This is a genomic window from Mesorhizobium sp. WSM4816 (genome assembly GCF_055811535.1).
The window spans coordinates 32,581-50,823 of sequence record NZ_JBVVQR010000017.1; the positions used below are offsets into that span (position 1 = coordinate 32,581).

At 62.8% G+C, this 18,243-nt stretch carries 14 protein-coding genes and 1 pseudogene; 9 read left to right on the plus strand and 6 right to left on the minus strand.

Annotated elements, in window-relative coordinates; genetic code table 11:
• Window position 1: 1 nt before the first annotated feature.
• Genes AC0L3H_RS18860 through AC0L3H_RS18870 form a run of 3 tightly spaced genes read right to left on the minus strand, consistent with a single transcriptional unit; the run spans window position 2 to window position 2,664 of the window.
• The gene (locus AC0L3H_RS18860; protein WP_473586458.1) at window positions 2-937 is read right to left on the minus strand and encodes a hypothetical protein; all 936 of its coding nucleotides are present in this window, start codon (window positions 935-937) and stop codon (window positions 2-4) included.
• Window positions 934-1,446, minus strand: a complete 513-nt coding sequence (locus AC0L3H_RS18865) for a hypothetical protein (RefSeq protein ID WP_473586459.1) — start codon at window positions 1,444-1,446, stop codon at window positions 934-936. Before AC0L3H_RS18865 ends, AC0L3H_RS18860 begins: the two co-directional genes overlap by 4 nt.
• Window positions 1,447-1,449: 3 nt before the next feature.
• The gene (locus tag AC0L3H_RS18870) at window positions 1,450-2,664 is read right to left on the minus strand and encodes a macrolide family glycosyltransferase (protein ID WP_473586460.1); all 1,215 of its coding nucleotides are present in this window, start codon (window positions 2,662-2,664) and stop codon (window positions 1,450-1,452) included.
• Window positions 2,665-3,485: 821 nt separating this feature from the next.
• Between AC0L3H_RS18870 and AC0L3H_RS18875 the strand changes: the two genes are divergently transcribed.
• Genes AC0L3H_RS18875 through AC0L3H_RS18890 form a run of 4 tightly spaced genes read left to right on the plus strand, consistent with a single transcriptional unit; the run spans window position 3,486 to window position 8,723 of the window.
• A complete protein-coding gene (locus AC0L3H_RS18875) occupies window positions 3,486-5,042 on the plus strand; it encodes an ABC transporter substrate-binding protein (RefSeq protein WP_473586461.1) in 1,557 nt (518 codons plus the stop codon).
• Between the two features lie 29 nt (window positions 5,043-5,071).
• Window positions 5,072-6,874: an oligopeptide/dipeptide ABC transporter ATP-binding protein gene (locus AC0L3H_RS18880; protein ID WP_473586462.1), complete on the plus strand. Its 1,803-nt coding sequence runs from the start codon at window positions 5,072-5,074 to the stop codon at window positions 6,872-6,874.
• Window positions 6,871-7,734, plus strand: a complete 864-nt coding sequence (locus AC0L3H_RS18885; protein ID WP_473586463.1) for an ABC transporter permease — start codon at window positions 6,871-6,873, stop codon at window positions 7,732-7,734. The genes AC0L3H_RS18880 and AC0L3H_RS18885 overlap by 4 nt, the downstream gene beginning before the upstream one ends.
• A complete protein-coding gene (locus AC0L3H_RS18890) occupies window positions 7,734-8,723 on the plus strand; it encodes an ABC transporter permease (RefSeq protein WP_473586464.1) in 990 nt (329 codons plus the stop codon). Before AC0L3H_RS18885 ends, AC0L3H_RS18890 begins: the two co-directional genes overlap by 1 nt.
• Window positions 8,724-8,732: 9 nt before the next feature.
• Here AC0L3H_RS18890 and AC0L3H_RS18895 read toward each other — a convergent pair whose 3' ends face one another.
• The gene (locus tag AC0L3H_RS18895) at window positions 8,733-10,571 is read right to left on the minus strand and encodes a PAS domain-containing sensor histidine kinase (protein ID WP_473586465.1); all 1,839 of its coding nucleotides are present in this window, start codon (window positions 10,569-10,571) and stop codon (window positions 8,733-8,735) included.
• 110 nt (window positions 10,572-10,681) lie between these two features.
• On the minus strand, window positions 10,682-11,320 hold the full coding sequence (locus tag AC0L3H_RS18900) for a response regulator transcription factor (RefSeq protein WP_473490901.1): 639 nt from the start codon (window positions 11,318-11,320) through the stop codon (window positions 10,682-10,684).
• Window positions 11,321-11,811: 491 nt separating this feature from the next.
• Here AC0L3H_RS18900 and AC0L3H_RS18905 point away from each other — a divergent pair, with 491 nt between their 5' ends.
• From AC0L3H_RS18905 to AC0L3H_RS18915, 3 genes and pseudogenes are all read left to right on the plus strand, one after another.
• The gene (locus tag AC0L3H_RS18905) at window positions 11,812-12,165 is read left to right on the plus strand and encodes a cupin domain-containing protein (protein ID WP_473586466.1); all 354 of its coding nucleotides are present in this window, start codon (window positions 11,812-11,814) and stop codon (window positions 12,163-12,165) included.
• 443 nt (window positions 12,166-12,608) lie between these two features.
• Window positions 12,609-13,785, plus strand: a pseudogene (locus AC0L3H_RS18910) (patatin-like phospholipase family protein).
• Between the two features lie 257 nt (window positions 13,786-14,042).
• Window positions 14,043-14,411 carry an SPW repeat protein gene (locus AC0L3H_RS18915; protein ID WP_473586467.1) on the plus strand — a complete coding sequence of 123 codons (369 nt, stop codon included), beginning with the start codon at window positions 14,043-14,045 and terminating at the stop codon, window positions 14,409-14,411.
• A 345-nt stretch (window positions 14,412-14,756) separates the two neighbouring features.
• Here the strand turns inward: AC0L3H_RS18915 and AC0L3H_RS18920 are convergent, their stop codons facing one another.
• The gene (locus AC0L3H_RS18920; protein ID WP_473490904.1) at window positions 14,757-15,383 is read right to left on the minus strand and encodes a TetR/AcrR family transcriptional regulator C-terminal domain-containing protein; all 627 of its coding nucleotides are present in this window, start codon (window positions 15,381-15,383) and stop codon (window positions 14,757-14,759) included.
• Between the two features lie 82 nt (window positions 15,384-15,465).
• Here AC0L3H_RS18920 and AC0L3H_RS18925 point away from each other — a divergent pair, with 82 nt between their 5' ends.
• Window positions 15,466-16,497, plus strand: coding sequence for an HlyD family secretion protein (locus AC0L3H_RS18925; RefSeq protein ID WP_473586468.1), 1,032 nt, complete (start codon window positions 15,466-15,468; stop codon window positions 16,495-16,497).
• Window positions 16,494-18,221 (plus strand): DHA2 family efflux MFS transporter permease subunit, encoded by a 1,728-nt coding sequence (locus tag AC0L3H_RS18930; protein WP_473586469.1) that lies wholly within the window; start codon window positions 16,494-16,496, stop codon window positions 18,219-18,221. Before AC0L3H_RS18925 ends, AC0L3H_RS18930 begins: the two co-directional genes overlap by 4 nt.
• Window positions 18,222-18,243 lie beyond the last annotated feature (22 nt).

The window sequence follows — 18,243 nt, forward strand, 5'->3', positions numbered from 1 at the left end:
TTTATCTCCCTCCGAGCATTTTCGTTGTGCAGTCGCGCCGGATGATCTCAATCACGATCTCGGTAGCGCGATCGAGATAGCTGCGCCCGTCGACGAGCCGCGCCGTAGGGCTGATGTAGCTCTGCGGGCCGACGTGCGTTGCCGGGTCGAGCGAACACACCGTGATCTTCCCGGCGTCCAGGGCCCGGTTCCAAGGGCTGCGCCGCCACAGGCGCCAACGCTGGGGGAAGAGTCCGATGCCCACCCGCTCGATCCAGTCGTTCGCGCTGGTGAGCCGGTACAGGTGGCGCGCATGCGTGAGGTCGTTGGCGCCGTTGTGGAAACCGCCGAGCGTGATCAGCAACAGCGGAGCGCGGAACTGGGCGAACAGCTCTTCGACCGCGCCGGTGGCCACCTGGGCACCACCGCTGTAGCAGAGCAGGACGACCGGTATGCCGCTGGCGGGCTCGTAGCCTGCGAGCCGGAGCTGGTCGGCGATCTGGGCACCCACTGCTCGGTTGTACAGCGGGCGGTATCGGCGATCGGCGGCCACAAAGGTCTGCATGACGTTGTGCAGGAACAGCGTGATGCCGACGTGCCGCCGTAGCCAATCCCACACCGGGCGCCCTACGAGCGGGTCCGCCAGGGGCGAGTAGGGCTGGACCTGGCCCAGCACGCGCAACTCCGGTGCTCCGGCGATGATGGCCTTGACGAGCTGGCCGCCATCGCGCGTATCGGTGAGGCGGCGCTTGCCGATCCCGTCCAGGTAGACCACGTAGGCGTCCGGCGGCCGCCCTGGATCGGCCCCCCTGGCATAGGGCACCTCCGGTGGGAGCGTGGCGGCCGGTGCGCGCCGGCCGATGGTATAGACCATGAGTTCGTAACGGGCGAGCAGGCCCTCGGCGAGCAGGAAAGGGCCGAGCGCCAAGAGGGCGACGAGCAGGAGGTGCTCGCTCACACGATCGACTCCCGCTCCCGCGCGCCGGCGATGATCCTGGCGATCAGCCGCCGGACAACCTCGACCGTGACCGCGAGCCCGATCCCCGCGACGGCGATGCACCCGACCGCGGTCCACCAGCCCAGTCCCGACGCCGCGGCGAGCGGGCCGGCCAGCCCTGCTCCGACACCGGCCATAAGCAGCATGTGCAGGAACGGCCCGAGGAGCGGGAACGCGAGGACGGCGGCCAGGAGCAGCGGGGCGACCAGGGCGGGTGTCCAGGCCAGCCCGGTCGTGCTGGGCAGCGGGGCCGCGTCAGGCGCCACGACCGGCTGCACCAGGTCGGCGACGGTCCATGTGGCAAGGGGCCACAGCGCGATCACCGTGCCCTCGACGACGGTGCCGGTCACCATCAGACCAGCCACGAGGCGCGGGGACAGCTTGGGCCTGCGCGCCACCAGGGGCAGCACCCGCCCGGCACTCTCGGAAAGCCCGGCGAGGACCAGTAGTACGGCGACCGTCGTCGACATGGTTCAGCGCCCCTGTGCTCGATCGGTCGCGATGCCTCCGAGCACGTCGTCGAGATACCGCTCGAGCTCGTCGGCGGCACGCCGGGCGCCGCCGGCCTGCTTTTGTGCGGCGCCCTGTGCGGCTGCCGCCTCGCGGAAGCGCCGCTCGTCCAGCAGACTCCGGGCGAGCGCCTGCACCGTCTCTGCAGTGGCGTCGTCCGTGCGGAGCTCGAGGCCGGCACCGAGCTCTACAACCCGCCGCGCCACCATTGGCTGGTCCGCCCCCTGTGGCACGACGAGTGTCGGCACCCCGGTCCGCATCGCCTCGTTGACACTGTTCATGCCGCCGTGGGTCACGAAGAGCGCCGCCCGGTCCAGCACCTGGAGCTGCGGCACGGATTGGCGGGCCAGCACGTTGGCTGGCAGCGGACCCAGGTCTGCCGGTTCCGTGGACCCGGTCGAGACGACAACGGTGCCGCCCAGCGGTGCCAGCGCAGTCGCGAAGGTCCGCAGCAGGGCGGGGCCCCCATCGAACACCGTGCCCAGCGAAGCGTACAGCACGGGGTCCTCCAGCCGGGCGGCGTCGAATCCCGGATCGGTCAGGCGGGATCCGACGCTCGCCCCGACGAACCGGTACGAGGGGTCGAACGCGTCGGCTCCAGGCTGGAACGCGCTGGATGTGAAGACCAGGTTCAGCGGCTCGCGGGCGTTCATCAGGTCGATCAGGGGCAGCCCGCCGGTGTCGTAGCCGCGGTGCAGGGCCCAGCGCGCGCAAACGTAGCTCCAGCCGATGCGAGGACGGGCGGCTGCGGCGGCCACCAAGTCACGGGAGAGGCGGGTGGGGCTGGGCACCTGCCCGTTGAAGGCGAACGTGGTGAACGTGGCGGCCGCCGGCACACCGAGCTCACGCGCGGCCACCGCGCCCCATGGACAGGCCGCCCCATGCACGATCAGGTCGGGCCGTATGGCGCGGAGGTCCGAGAGCACGCCGGGCAACAGGCCGAGGGCGGTCCGAGCGAGTTCTTCCAGCATCGCGAGGGGGATCGGCGGATCCGGCAAGGGCAGGTCGCCCCCAGAGTAGAGGTAGACCTTCGCACCAACGGTCTCAATCTGGGCCGCAAACGCAGGGGAGGTGTGATAGGTCACCGTGTGACCGCGCCGGGCGAGCTCTGCCACGACCGCGAGCGTCGGGTTAATGTAGCCGTGCATGCCGATGTTGAGGAAAGAGACGGTGCTCATCGACGCCTCCGGGGTGGTCGGAAGATTCAAGGGGGTGGCTGGACGCACCCCCTGCCAATCCGGCAAGGGCCGTCGTCCGATGCAGCCAATGTTCGTGGAACCCGCGGCACCAGCCTATCAAACGGTAGGATCGGTTGGACGATGCCGAAGTATGGGAGACTATGACCTCCCTCTAGGACGCTCTGCTCGGTCGGGTGCGACAGCTAAGCCCGGCGCCGCTGTGATGGGATGGCGCAAGTCAAAAGCTATATCGAGGACCGCCACCAGCCCGCCTCATAATGCCAGCAGCTTGCCGGCCTGCTCGGGCACTATTGCGAGCATACCGGTCCGGCAAGTTCTCGTCGCACTGGGCGCCCATCCGCATTTTTGTGTTCGCCGCGACTTTTTGAGGCACGCCGGAGCGCGGCTACGACTCGACCACCGACACATAGGCAGTCCTGTCAGCACTCCACGCGGCCTGCCAGGGACTCGGTCAATTCCTGCAGCAGCCAGCGTTCCCGTCTGGGCTTAGTCGGTTGCAAGCGCGTTCTTAGCGGATGCGCGTCTGCAAGCGTTCACATACCTGTCCGGGGCGCGACGATCTATACCCTGGGGATAGGGTGACCTCTGCTTGATGCTCATAGACCGCGATCAGCGGGCTGAGGTAGCGTTGGCGAAAATGTCCGGGTATTCGCATCGATGCCAAGCGCCGCAAGAAGACCTTGATGGCATCGGGTGACGATGAGTTGGACATGAGCGTGGAATGCCTCGTTGGCCAGGAATTGACTGCGGGTGGCCTTCCCGCAGTCCCAAGTGAAGTACCAGGCCAACGGGAATCCTCGATGGAGATCGACGCATACCGGACCGAACGATCTTACAAACCCAGCTTCGGACTGCGCATGCTGGGATTCGCTCTCGGTTTGCTGGTCCTGATTGCGCCAGTCTACGCGCAAGAGGTGCTGCGCGTACCTTACGTGGCCGATATCGGCACTTTCGATCCGGACAACGGGTTCGAGGTCGGCGGGATCAGCGCAATCAACAATGTCTATGAAGGGCTCGTCGACTACGAGCCGGATTCGACCAGGATTGTTGGTCTGCTCGCCAAGAGTTGGGAGATCTCGGACGACGGACTGACCTACACCTTTCACCTGGTCGACGGTGTCAAGTTCCATGATGGCACGCCATTCAATGCGGCGGCGGTCATACGGTCGTTCGAGCGCCGCCGCGATGGTGGACTTATGCTGAGCTACTTCCTGGCCAACGTGAAGGACATGAGGGCGCCCGACGATTCGACGGTCGTGCTCACGTTGGGTCATCCTCAGCCGTCGTTCCTTGATACCCTTTCCAGCCCGTGGGGGCCCAAGATCATCAGTCCGGTAGCGCTCGCCGAGCATGACAACCGCGATTTCGCGACGACCTGGCTCAATGAGCATGCGGCCGGAACGGGTCCATTCAAACTGGCTGAATTCAAACGCGGTCAGCGCTATGTGCTCGAGCGCAACGACGACTACTGGGGCGACAAACCGTTCTTCCGGCAGATCCAGATTTCGGTCGTGCCCGATATCAGCCAGCAGATACTTCAATTGCAGGCTGGTACAATCGATGCCGTGCCGATCGACTATCCGTTCGCGCAACTCACCAGCCTGCCGGGGGGTCTGGAGATCACCGCCGCCCCGAGCATGATACCGTATTATCTCTTCGTTAAGCCGAACTCGCAACTCGACGATGCGGAGGTCCGCAAGGCCGTTTTGACAGCGATCAACCCGGCGCTGTGGGTCAAGGACGCCTTTGGAGAGTTCGCAAGCTTGTCGAGGTCGGTTTATCCGAACGTGATGCTCGATCCAGTGAATCCGATCCGGTTTCCGACCGACTTCGAGGCAGCGAAAGATGCGATCGCCAGACATGGCGCGGTCAACTTGACCATTGGTCTGTACAGCGCGGCCCCAAGCTATGGCCGCATCGCCGACCTGATGATAGCGCAACTGGCGTCGATCGGCGTAAAGGCAACTGCTTACGTGCTGCCCGCCGGCGCTGCTTACACCCTGAAAGACGACCCAAACCCTCCCGATTTGCTACTCACGATCGCGGGACCGGACGCCGCTCATCCGGAGAGCCAGGCCAAGGCTTTCTTCACAAAGAACGGTTCCCTCAACTTTTTTGGGCAGGTGCTGCCGCAAGCCGATGCCGTCGTGGACCAGGCCGGGCAGTTGACCGACGTCAAGGAACGCGACGCTCTCTACGAGAGAGCGGGGCACATGTATTTCGATGCCGGCATCGTCATCCCGCTCGTCGACGTTAACGATGTGGTTGTCCACGCCAAGGGTCTGAAGGACCTTGGACTCCGTCCCGTGAACCCACCCGGCAACATCGACTTCGCCACCGTTCGCTGGGGACCCTGAATTCCAGAACCAGGCCAGGCTCGTCCCTTATGGTCAAGCTTTCGCACCGAATGCCCGAATCCGTGACCGAGCCCGTCCTCGCGGTCAAAGACCTGTCGGTCATTCTTAGCCGCGAAGGCCATCCCTCCCGCATCCTCGATGGCATCAGTTTCGACATGTTTCCGGGCGAGATCACCGCGCTGGTCGGGGAAAGCGGTTCCGGCAAGACAAGCATCGGGTTGACGCTTCAGGGGCTCCTGCCGCGCGAATACCTTCCGCAGGTGGCAGGCTCGATCCGGCTTGCGGGGATCGAGCTTGTCGGCGCGGGAAGGCATACTTGGCAGGCGGCCCGCCGCCACCTCGTCCGCGCCATCTCGCAAGATCCGATGGGTGCGCTCAATCCCACCATGACGATCCGCTGCCAGATGCGCGAATCCAATGGGGGCTCCGAGAGATCGATCGAAGACTGGCTCAGCCGAACCGGCCTGCCTGATCCGGAACGCATCGCCGATGCGCTTCCGCATCGCCTGTCGGGGGGGCAGCGTCAGCGAGTGCTTATTGCCATGGCGATGATGGCAAGACCGAAGCTTCTCATCGCCGATGAACCTACCACCGCGCTCGACGTCATCATCCAGGCGCAGATTCTCGACCTGTTGCGCGATCTTGCCCGCGATCAGCAGACGGCAATTCTGTTCGTTACGCACGATCTAACCGTGGCGGCATCACTGGCCGACCGCGTCCTCGTTCTCTATGCCGGACGCATCGTTGAAATGGGCCGCACGCAGGATGTGGCCCGCAATGCCGCGCATCCCTATTCCGCCGGCCTGCTCGCCGCTCGATTCAATCTGGACTCCGATCGACTGCGCCCGCTTCCCACGCTCCCGTCCGAGCACACGCCCTCCATAAATGTTGAAAACGCCTGCGCCTACGCGAAACGTTGCCCGATCGCCCAGCCGGATTGCACGGCGATCCGCCCACCGCTGGAGCCTGCTTCTGTCCATGGTGGCGCAGTCGCCTGCCTTCATCACGAGCAAACCGCAATTCTCGCAACGCAGCGCGCTGGTGCGAAATCATGGCCGGCCCAGGCAATCCAGGAAACCGCAGCCTTGAGGCTGTCTAACATCGGAAAAACATTCCCGACTGGCGCCAGATCGTTTTGGGGACGGCGTCAACCGCAGCCTGTTCTCAGGTCGGTCAACCTCTCGATCAAGCTTGGCGAGTGCGTGGCCCTGGTGGGCGAGAGTGGCGCCGGCAAGTCTACCCTCCTGAGGATTGCTGCCGGGCTTGTGGTCCCCGAGAGCGGCACTGTCACACGCTTCGACAAGCTTCCTCCGCAAGTCGTATTTCAAGACCCCGTGGCGGCGCTGACGCCGTGGCTCACGATCGGCGAGCAGATCGGCGAGCGCCTGCGGGCCATTTCACCGGACAGCGATTACGGCCGCCGTCGCGTCGGGGAGGCCATGAAGCTGGTCGGCCTCGACCCGGTCCTAATGGACGCGCTGCCCGCCGAGATATCGGTGGGTCAATGCCAGCGCGCGGTTTTGGCTCGCGCAGTGATCGTCCCCCCAAGGCTTTTGCTATGCGATGAGCCAATCAGCGCCATGGACGTGTCGCTGGCGGCCACCACCTTGAATCTTCTTAGCGACCTTAGGCGGCGGCTCGACATGGCCATGCTGTTCGTCACCCACGATCTAGCGGCCGCCAGGATCATCGCCGACCGTGTCGCCGTGCTGAAGGACGGCCAACTGGTTGAGATTGCGGATCCCGATGCCATCGTTGCCGCACCGCAGTCCTCCTACACGCGATCTCTCGTCGCGGCGATGCCGTCCCTTCAGCCTGGACACGGACGATGACCGGAGGGCCAAGCCCGGACACGCTGCCTGCGCGGCGTCGATTCAACTGGCGCGATTTCTTCCGGCGGGCCGGTTGGCTTGAAAGCGTCGGTATCATCGGCGTGCCTGTCGTCACCGTTGTGGCCGTGCTGGCGCCCTGGATTACGCCGTTCGACCCGCAGCTGCGCGTCGCCGGAGCCTACCTGCCGCCTTCGGCAGGACATTGGTTCGGCACCGACGAAATCGGCCGCGACCTGTTCTCGCGCGTCATCCTCGGCGCTCAATATACGTGGCTGCCAGCGCTTGCCGTTATCGGCTTCAGTCTCACCGTGGGCACCCTGGTCGGACTGATTTCGGGCCTGGTAGGCGACAAGGTCGATCTGGTGATCCAGCGGATCGTCGACCTGTTCTTGGTTCTTCCGGCAACGCTCATCGCGCTCGCTGTCGTGGCTTCCCTTGGCCCCGGGCTCGGCAACACGATGATCGCGATCGCCATTGTCTGGTGGCCCTGGTACGCGCGCATATCGCGTGACGAAATCCGTCGCCTCAAGGCCCGTCCTCATGTCGAGGCGGCGCTTATCGCCGGGGTCGGCCGTCCGCGCCTGCTGTCGCGTTACTTGTTGCCGGGAGTGGTCCCGGCCTTGCTCATCGGGGCATCGCTGGATGTGGCCAACATCGTCATGACTTTGTCGCTGATGTCGTTCCTTGGCCTTGGATTGCCAGCACCGGCGCCTGAGCTCGGAGCGATGACGGCGCGCAGCCTCGACAGTCTCACGGTCCATTGGTGGCTGCCGATCCTGCCGGCGGCGATCATCTTTCTCCTCTGTCTCCTCGCCAACCTTGCGGGCGACGGCATTCGCGCCGCGCTGAGGGGGGCGTAGTGCTGGCATATCTCACCAAAAGCGTCGTCGGCGCCGTCGTCGTTCTCCTGGTGATGAGCTTCATTGTTTTCGGTCTCCAAAGCATTATTCCCGCCGATCCGGCGCGGGCCATTGCCGGGCCCAGCGCTCCGCCGCAAACGGTCGAAGCGATGCGTGAGCACCTCGGACTGGACGACCCGGTCCTTGTTCAGTACGGGCGCTTTCTATTGCGCCTCTCGCATGCGGATCTGGGGACGTCGGTAAGGACGCGACAGCCGGTCTTTGACGACATACGGGAATATCTTCCCGCTACGCTTGAACTTGGACTGGCGTCGATCGTTTTGGGAGTGGCGCTCGCCGGCGTCATGGCGGCGCTTCAGTTCCTGATTCCGGGATCAGGCGGGATAAGGTTCGCAATAGTGGGGATAGGCTCAACGCCGATCTTTCTGTCGGCCTTGCTTCTCGCTTACTTTTTCTGGTTCCGTCTCGATTGGCTTCCCGGAGCGGGTCGGCTTGCCTACCGCGACTTCTCAGGCCCAACGGGACTTTACGTCATCGACGGACTACTGGTCGGCCGGCCCGAAGTCAGCATCGACGCGCTGCTGCACATGATCTTGCCGGCGCTTGCGCTGGCCTTGCCAATCGGCGTCGCGGTTGGGCGAAGCCTGAACGGTGCGCTTCACGAGGTGATGAGGCAGCCATACATCCGGACCGCGCGTGGCAAGGGTCTCAGCGAGATAGAGGTGCTGTTGCGCCACGGTTTGCGCAATGCCGCCACGGCCCCACTGTCCATGCTCAGATTGCAGGTTCCCATTCTCTTCGGCAATTTGCTTGTCGTGGAGCGCGTTTTCGGGTGGCCTGGTCTGGGTCTTTACACGGTCCAGGCGTTTGCCAGCGCCGATCTTCCGGCAGTGCTGGGCGTCGCAATCGTCTTTGGAATTTTGTACATTCTAATCAGCACGCTCATCGAGATCGGACAGTCGATGGCCGATTCCCGGATCAATCTCTGAAGCGGCCACTCAGGCGCCTATAGTCGTGCTGGGCGTCTGGGCCGAGTCGGCAACGGGGAGGCTGAAAGTTATGGATGCTCCACCGGTCTCGGCATTTTCCGCCCAAAGCCGTCCGCGGTGCGCCTCGACAATCGAATGGCAGATTGCCAGGCCCATCCCCATTCCATCCGGCTTGGTTGTGTAGAACGCTTCGAAAATCCGTTCTGGATCGCTAAGTCCGCGGCCGCTATCTCGCACTTCGACCTCAACTGTTCCGTCGTTCTGAGACCGCGAAACGATTCGCAGGCATCGCACATTGCTGTCGACTTCCTGCATCGCTTCAATGCCGTTGCGGACGATGTTGAGAACGACTTGCTCCATCTGGACATGATCGGCGACCGTCGCGGGAAGGCGGGGATCGAGGTGAAGTTCCAGCTTGACGCCGCTCGATGCGAGCCTGTCGGCCAGGAGATCACACACTTCGCGGATCACCGCGTTCAGATCGATCGCTTGCGGTTCGCCTTCCGTCTTGTTGAACAGGGCCCGGATGCGGGTGATCACCTGTGCCGCCGCGTCGGCGTTTCTGATGATTTTTTGGGCGACACGGCTGGCGTGATTGAAATTTGGCGGATCAGCGTTCAGCCATCTCTGGAAGGCGCCGGTGTTGGCCACGACCGCCTGGAGCGGCTGGTTGAGTTCGTGCGCAATGGACACGGATAGTTCGGACAGGCTGGCTGCGCGCAAGGCGCGCGCGAGCCGTTCGTCCGCCAGACGCAGGGATTCTTGGGCGCGAACCTCATCGTCGATGTCGAAGTTGACGCCGTACCAGCGAAGGATAGTGCCGTCTTCGTCGCGTAGCGGTTCGAACCGCGAATCAATCCAGCGATATTCGCCATCCTTCCGGCACAGCCGACCTTTGTGCTGGAGTGGCTCTCCACGGGCAAAGGACTTCTCGAACACAGCCTTGACGGCCGCCCGGTCATCTGGATGGAACAACTCTACATGCGGGGCGAATTGCCGCGTGCCTCGCGGTTCCTCCTTAATCGAGTTGATGCCCGCCCAATCTACGAACCGTCTGTTGAAATAGTACGGTACTCCTGCCGGCGTCATCAGCCAGATCATGGTGGGAACTGTATCGACCAGCAGGCGCAGTTCGCGCTCGCGCTCACGCAACGCGGCTTCGGCCTTCTTCTGATCGTCGATATCCGTCGTGTGGCCATGCCAGCCGGTGATCGTTCCGTGCTCATCACGCGAAGCAATCCCGGTGTCGCGAAACCATCGATATGTCCCATCGAACCGACGCAAACGATGCTCGTCGATAACAGGCTCGCCCGTCTGTAAGCTGTGACGCCAACGCGCCATGCTCGCCTCGACATCGTCCGGATGGATGAACTGTGTCCAATGATAGTCATCGCCATCCATGATCCGGCGCATCTCATCGGCTGTCACACCTACATACTCGAGCGCCGCAGGATTGACCACGCGAAGGCGGCCTTCCGGAGAGGCCGACCATCCGAGGCTCGGAATATCGGCGATGCTCGGTCCAGTGTCATGGTAGACCCGGTCATAGAAGCTCATGGTCCTGAAAATCGTTATCACGAACCATAGGGCTGACGCCGCCACGACAAATACCGTCAAACGGACCACGCCGCTTGTGGCCCCCGATTCCAGCGAAAACAGGATCACGGATGAAAGCAGACCGGCGGCGGTAACGGCCACCAAGCCGGCCTCCCAGCCGATGCAGATGCATATGACTGCAACTGCGACCAGCAGAACGTATGGCTCATTGACGAGCCATGCCAGCAAAACGCTCGCAGCTCCGATCGCCAATGCCACGGCGCGGCGCTGTTTCGTTGACGTCAGCTCCATTTCAGACCTCTAGCGACCGCCTCTGTGTCCCCGCTCCCTATCGCGGCCGTTATCCAAGTCAGTTACGGAGCCCAACGCCTGATTGAACACCTGTCCTCTCCCGCAGCCGCTCACCGGCTGTCGACCGGAAGCGACTGCCATATGTTGAAGAGATGCGAGATGGACCTCGCGTTCATCTTCTTCATCATGTTACTCCGATGGAGCTTTACGGTGATCTCGCTGATGCCGAGATCCGATGCAATCTGCTTGTTCATCGCACCGGAGACCACAAGCCTCAGCACTTCCCGCTCGCGGGGCGTAAGGGTCTCATAAACGGCCAAGTTCTTGCGCGACACGGTCGATGCTGCTCTTCGCGCGACGTCCTTGGCGATAGCGGTGGACACGGCATCGAGGAACGTCTGGTCACGCACCGGCTTGGTCAGGAAATCCACTGCCCCCGCCTTCATCGCCTCGACACTCATGGCGATGTCACCATGACCCGTCAAGAATACGATCGGCGTTAGTATGCCTTTGGCTGCAAGGAGATGCTGAAGATCGAGGCCGCTCAGACCCGGCATTCGCACATCGAGAACGAGGCAGCCTGGGCGGTCCGGCAGTTTTGCGTCCAGTAATTCCTGGCCCGAAGAAAACGACATCGTGTCTATGCCGACAGAATTCAGCAACTCCTCCAACGCGTCGCGAACCGTTGCGTCATCGTCGACCAAAATTGTTATCGGACTGTCTGCGATCCCTGAAGTTGCCACGCCCACGACTCCTGCCTCGGGGAGATATGCTGGACACGAAAGGCCGCGTTCACGCAGTCAGTATCAGCCGCGCATTTGTCACACGTCAACCAGGACCTGCGCCTCACGCGAGGCCGCCGGAACTCGTCGATGGCCAGCCATGCCCGCCAATCCGTTGTCTGTACGTCAGGTCTTGCGTACCTGTATCGCGGCGGGCAACGCAACACTGCAAAGGGTGATCGGACCTACCGATTTGAACGGCTGACCTAGACTTCGGTATAGGTGCGTTGGACCGGGGGTTCCAGTCTCCCTGCCCTCCGCCGCTTTCAAAGTGGCGCATCGCCATCACATCGCGCCAGAAGCCGCTGTACAGTGCCTATCCTGACTGGTTTCATGAGCTCCAAGCGCAAGTATTCTGTACCTTTGCATCGCATCACAAAGACCCTTGTAGAATAGGTTGGCGCCGCGGCCCGCCGCATTCTCCTCTGTACTAGCTAAAGCCTCCATGGAGGAAAACAATGCGCAATTCGAGCGGAATGCCGTCCCACCGCGCTTCTCTTGCCGCCTCCATGTTCCCGGTGATTCTGTTCTCATGTCCGGTCAGTGCGCATGACGCATTGCCGACAGCCGCCAAGCCGCTGGGCTGGAGCTACCCGCACTCGTGCTGCTCCGGCATCGACTGCCGCCAGGTCAGCGACAAGGCCATCAGCGAGCGACCCGAAGGCTATGTCATCAAGGGGACCGGCGAGGTCGTCGCCTATAGTGACGGCCGGGTGAAGCATTCGCCAGACGGCGTTTATCACTGGTGCTCGGTGGCCGGGGCCGCCGACAGCAGGACCATCTGCCTCTTCGTTCCGCCGAAGGGATACTAGGCCGCCGCCATCGCGGCATTGTCACGGAACCAGCGATGAAAGCAGCATCGACACTCCATGTCCTCACACTCGCCGCCTGCTTCGTGGTTCAGTCCGGCGGACTGGAGCTGTCGGGGCTACCGGGGGTCAGGCGCGCACTTCAGACGATGGAAACACGCACCGAGCCATCGTCATCACAGCGCATAGAACTAGCGTCTCCCGAGGCCACTGCAGCAGGCGACCTATACCGTGGTATGGCCCGCCATCATCCTTGAATTAATCGACTACGACCGCACCTTCCACATAGCCTGCTCCATCCGGCTCATCACGACGTCGCCGCGTCGAGCGATGAGCACGCCATGCGCATGATGCGTTGGGCATGTCGCGCTGACAGTGTGCCGCGGCCATTAGGCATAGCGGACTTGCTCCAACGTTTACGACACCAGGTACGTTGGAGATCCGGTTTGCGCCCTTTGAAAATGTCGGTGCTCGTTGGACTGGCGGCAGTAGTTGCGACAATCGTTTGGTTCCCGGGGTCCGAACCCCGGATCGCCGCGACGGACAGACCCCTCGACGCAACGGAAGCCGAGGAGGCTTCGATCGCCGGCTATGGCGAGATCCGGATATCGCGACGCTCGGATCGCTGCGGGAGACGTTCGCGACTGGACGCCAACCACCGAGCCGGATGGCCTCGATGTCCTGATGATCTCCGGCGGCGGTGCGGGAGGCGCGTTCAGCGTCGGTGTGCTTGCGGCGTGGAGCGCGGCCGGAACCCGCCCGCGATTCGATGCGGTCACGGGCGTAAGCACGGGCGCCCTGATCGCACCATTCGCACTCCTCGGACCGGCTTATGACGACACGCTGGTGCATCTCTTTACGAGCGGCGTCGCTGACGACCTTCTTGCAACCAAATTTCCCGTGGGCTTGATCGGATCAAGCTTGCTGAGATCCACGCCAATGAGGCGGATGGTCGAAAACTCCATCACACAAGCGGTCCTGCAGCAGGTTGCAGCCCAACATCGGGAAGGCCGTCGCCTCCTGGTCCTCACGACCAATCTCGATACCCAACGTGCCGTGGTCTGGAACATGGGCGCCATCGCCAACAGCGGCCGACCGGACGCGTTGAAGCTGTTTCAGGACGTTATGATCGCTTCGGCGAGCATTCCTGGCGTTTATCCGGCGGTCATGATCGAGGCCGGGTCGGGAGGGCGTCACTTCCAGGAAATGCATTCCGATGGTGGGTCCACGTCGCAGGTCTTGATACTTCCACAGGCAATTTTGGCAAGCACGAACCCTCTCGTGCCGGCGAAACGCCAGAGTGTTGATTTCCATGTGATCGTAAACAACGCGGTCATACCGGAGTTCGCTACCACGCGGAATAAAACGCTGTCCGTGATCGCAAGAGCATACTCCATCCTCCTCAAGTCCCAGACACAGAGCGAACTGGCCATCCTCTACAATTACGCCAAACTGACCGGGGCACGTTTCCATCTGGCGACCATTGACGCCCAAGTCCCCTATTCGATGCTCGATCCTTTCAACACCAGCTATATGCAGGCCGTTTATGACCTCGGATACTCTGGCTTGGCGACTGGGAACCTGTGGAAAGACCGCCCTGTTTTCGCCGGCGGACGGCTGTGATCGGCATCCTGAACGTCAGTGCTGCTCGGCAGGAGCGTGCTCGACAGTAAGCAAGGCGGAATCCTACGCCCAAGAACGCTGTGACCCCAAGCGCTCCGATATCCTCCGCCAACACCGCGTTCGGCCGCACTAGACCTTAGCATCGCCCGACAGATGCCTGCGTAGAATAGGCCGCTGCGCAGGACCGCGTCATTCTCCTCGCATCCGGCAGCCCTCGACATCGATGGCGTGAGTGCGGAGCCGGACTGGAGAAGGAGATGAAAATGTTAAGTGAAGTACCGAGCAAGGGATTGGAATGGACCAACCTCGTTCTGGGCGCAGGTCTGGCCTGCGCTGCCTTCGCGTTCACCGAGCTGCCTGACGCGGCTTGGAATGCGGGGATCGTCGGCGTGCTGATTGCCTGCTGCTCGGCAGTGGCGCTCTACCGTTACGGAGCCTGGGCCGAGTGGTCCAATCTCGTCTTGGGGTGCTGGGCAATAGCGGCTCCGTTCCTGCTCGGCTTCGGATCGGCGCAGGCGGCGATGTGGACGCACGTCCTGGTTGGGCTTTGCGTCACGACGATCGCGATCTTCCAGCTTTCAAGCGGCCGCAAGGCGCAGATACCTTCCAAGTTCAACGCCAGATGATGTCATTGAAGGCGAGGCACCAGTGGACGGGGCGCCGCGAGCTGTTTTTGCGACCGTCCCCTGGGATGCTTCGGCGGGTTGCGAGTGAAAACCCGCCCCCGCAAGCCCGAGCCGGCAAGGGAACAGATCATGGACCCCGTGACTCCAGAACCAACACTCGAAGAGATGCTGGACGATCCTATCGTCCAGCATCTGATGAGGCGCGACAACGTCTGCGCCGATGATGTGAGGCGGATCGTTCACGAGGCCCGCGAGGCACGTCGGCGTCGAGGCTTGTTGGTCAAACGCAGCACACCGCCCGACCTCTCGGCAAACAGCCCGGTGCTGACGATGACGATTGCCCTTTTACTTCTGACCGCGCCGAACGCCGTTCAGAAAGACTTCCACGGCGGAAGCGACCGCCTCCTGCGCTTCTTTGTCCGACGGCGGTGGCCGGAGGCCGAGAACCACCTGCAGATGAATGTTGTCGCGGATCATGCCTACAAAGTGCCCGGCCAGGCGCAAGCAATCATCCGCCTGGATTTCTCCTCGTTCCCTGGCAGCTTCGAGCACTTCGGCCAGCCGGACCGTAGTCCGACCGGGCCCTTGTTCGTAGAACGATTTCACGAGATCGGGGAAGCGGTTGGCCTCGGTGACGGCAATTCGGTAAATTCCGATCAAGGTGGGCGACATGTAGGCGTCCACGGAATGACGGCCGAACGCCGTCAGCGTCGCCTGCAGATCGTGGCCCTCTATTTCCTCGATCACCAGGGGCGCCAGCACTTTGTTTGCACTTTCCCGGACGATTGCGGAGAACAGGCCCTCCTTGTTGCCGAACTCATTGTAGATGTTGCGTTTCGATCCGCCGGCACGTTCGATGATCGCGTCGATGCTTGTCGCGGCGTAGCCTTGTTCGAAAAAGACCTCGGTGGCCGCCTGAAGAAGCGCCTCCCGGCTGCCCTTGCGCCGCGTGGTCTTTACAGCCGCAGCCATTCATCCACTCCCAATGCATCCCTTGACTGGTAACAATCATTACCATAAACGTCAATGGTAACACCTATTACCGGAGGCCGTCATGCCGCAACATAGCAGGAAAAAGACGATCGGCTTGCTACTGTGCCTCTCGGCCGTGCTCGCCCTGGGTGCGGGATGGGCTTGGGCCAGTTCGAGCGAGACGTCGACCGACAACGCCTACGTCCGCGGGGACGTGACCGGTCTTTCGCCGAAGATTGCGGGATATGTCACCGCGGTAGAGGTTCGGGACAACCAGGCCGTCCAAGCCGGTGACGTCCTGTTCCGGATCGACGACCGCGACTACCGCGCGCGGCTGGCGCAAGCCGTGGCCAATGTCGAGGCCGCCCAGGCGCGCCTCGGCAATGTCGATGCCGAAGTCCAGCTTCAGCACGCCCTCATCAGGCAGGCCGAAGCCCAGATGCGTTCGGCCGAGGCCGAGCTGAATCTCGCGACAAAGGCGTCCGACCGCCGCCGCGAACTTATTCGCGCCAACGCCGTAAGCCAGGCCCAGGTCGATGAAAGCGACGCTGCGCGGTCGAGAGCCGAAGCGGCGGTGGCGGCGGCATCGGCAGCGCTGGAGGCACAGCGGCAGCGCATCGCTGTTCTCGACGCCCAGCGAGAAGCCGCTGTAGCCGCAGTAGCGCAAGCACGGGCCGCAGAGGAGCTCGCTCAAATCGACCTCGACAACACCGTGATACGTGCGCCGATCGGCGGCCTCGTCGGCAACCGCCAGGTTCGCATTGGCCGGCTTGTGGCGCCGGGTGCCTCCCTGCTCGATATCGTTCCGGTCAACGATCTGTGGGTCGTGGCGAACTTCAAGGAAACCCAGATCGAACATATACGGGCCGGTCAGCGTGTGCGAGTTACCGTCGACGGCTACCCGGACGAGATGTTTGAAGGCGTGGTGGACAGCTTTTCGCCCGGCAGCGGATCAGCGTTCAGCCTGCTTCCCGCCGACAATGCGACAGGGAACTTCGTTCGCATCGTCCAGCGTGTTCCGGTGAAGATCCGGCTTGTCGGCAACCCACTGCCTGGCCGCCTCGTCCCGGGCCTGTCCGCCCGCGTCGAGATCGATGTCGGGAGCGGCTCGTGACCGCGGCGCTTGTCGCCACGCCATGCCGCGATCGACCCGCGACAGGAACGCTTCTCGTCGCGGGCATAGTGCTCGCCACCCTGACGGAGGCGATCGCCAGCACGGTCCTGTCGCTCGGGCGCGGCGACATCATCGGCGACACCTATGCAACACCCGATGAGTTCGCCTGGCTGGATGTCGGATATACCGCTCCGAAGCTGATCGGGTTCATGGCCGCGGCCTGGCTGATGAACCGTATGAACCCACGCAGCCTGATCGTCGGCTCGGTCCTGGTCATGGGCACGGCCTGCGCCATTGCCGCCATCACGGCTCGATTGGACCTGCTCGTCCTGCTCCGCGTGATGCAAGGCTTCTCCGGAGGCATCCTGCTCGTCGCGGGGCAGGCGATCATTTTTCTTGCCTATCGGCGACGCCACCAACCGTTTCTCCAGGCCCTGTTCGCAATCGGTTCGGTCGTTGCCCCCGCGACGATCGCCCCTGCCCTTCAGGGCTGGTTGCTCGACAGCCAGTCATGGATCTGGATTTTCTTCAGTGTCGTTCCAGTGTCGCTGGCGGCGGCCGGTTTCCTGTTGCTCGCGGACTGCCCAGCGCCCGTCAAAGTGGCACGCCGACCGTTCGACTGGATCGGCTTCTCGCTCGTCTTCACCACACTCTTCTGCTTCACCTATGTGTTTAGCCAGGGCAGCCGATGGGACTGGTTCGAGGAATCCCGCATCCTGTGGCTGACAGTGATCGGCACGGCCGCGCTGCTGGCGTTTATCGGCCAACAGGCTATGGCCAAAGGCCAGGGCCTGCTTGATTTCACTTTGTTCCGGTCGGAGGATTTCACCTTCGCTTTCATCGTCAGTTTTGTCGCCGGCGCCGCCTTGTTCGGAAGCGCGTTCCTTATTCCGTCATTCGCCGTGTCAGTCCTAGCGTTCACGCCAACCGAGGCGGGTCTGCTTTTGTTGCCGAGCGGCGCGCTTTTTATCGGTGCCCTCCTCCTCGCTGCATTCGTGATGCAGGCCCGCCACATTCCTCCGATCACCACGGTGCCCTTTGGAATCCTAATGATCATGGTCGCGATGTGGATGCTGTCCGGTTCGACCATCGAGAGCGGCGCGGATGACATGATGCCGGCCATCCTGTTGCGTGGCCTCGGCCTCGGCTTCCTGTTCCTGTCGATCACCCTCATCGCCTTCACCAAGCTCAACGACCAAAACATCGCATCCGGCATAGGCCTCTTCAACACGGGTCGCCAGCTTGGCGGACTCATGGGTGTCGCCTGGCTGCAGACGTTGATCGAGAATAACGTCGCAGCGAATGTCGCAGTGCTTGGCGCCAACGTCACGGCTGGCATTCCCGCGGTCAGCGAGCGTCTGGCGACGACGACAACCATGCTCGCGGCAAAAGGAATGGATCCCCTGGCAGCCGGCCTGGCAGCGACGGGCCTGCTGGGCAGAGCCGTCGCCGGTCAGTCCACCGTGATCGCCTTCGACACTGCGTTCAACGCAGTCGCGCTGCTGTTCGTGGTTGCCGCGCCCGTGCTGGTCACGATCAAGATCGGCCTCGCCCGATACATGAGAAAGCGCGCGGAACAGTCGTCCCTGGCGCGGAGGGCGGTTCCGATGCCGATCGCGCCGACGCCCGACATGACCCCGAGCTTGCCGCCGTCAACCTTGGCCTCGAACGCCCTTGTCGAAAGGAGTCACAGGCAAATGGAAGACGCACAGTTGCCAGCGTGACAAACGCCCCTGGAAAGATTCT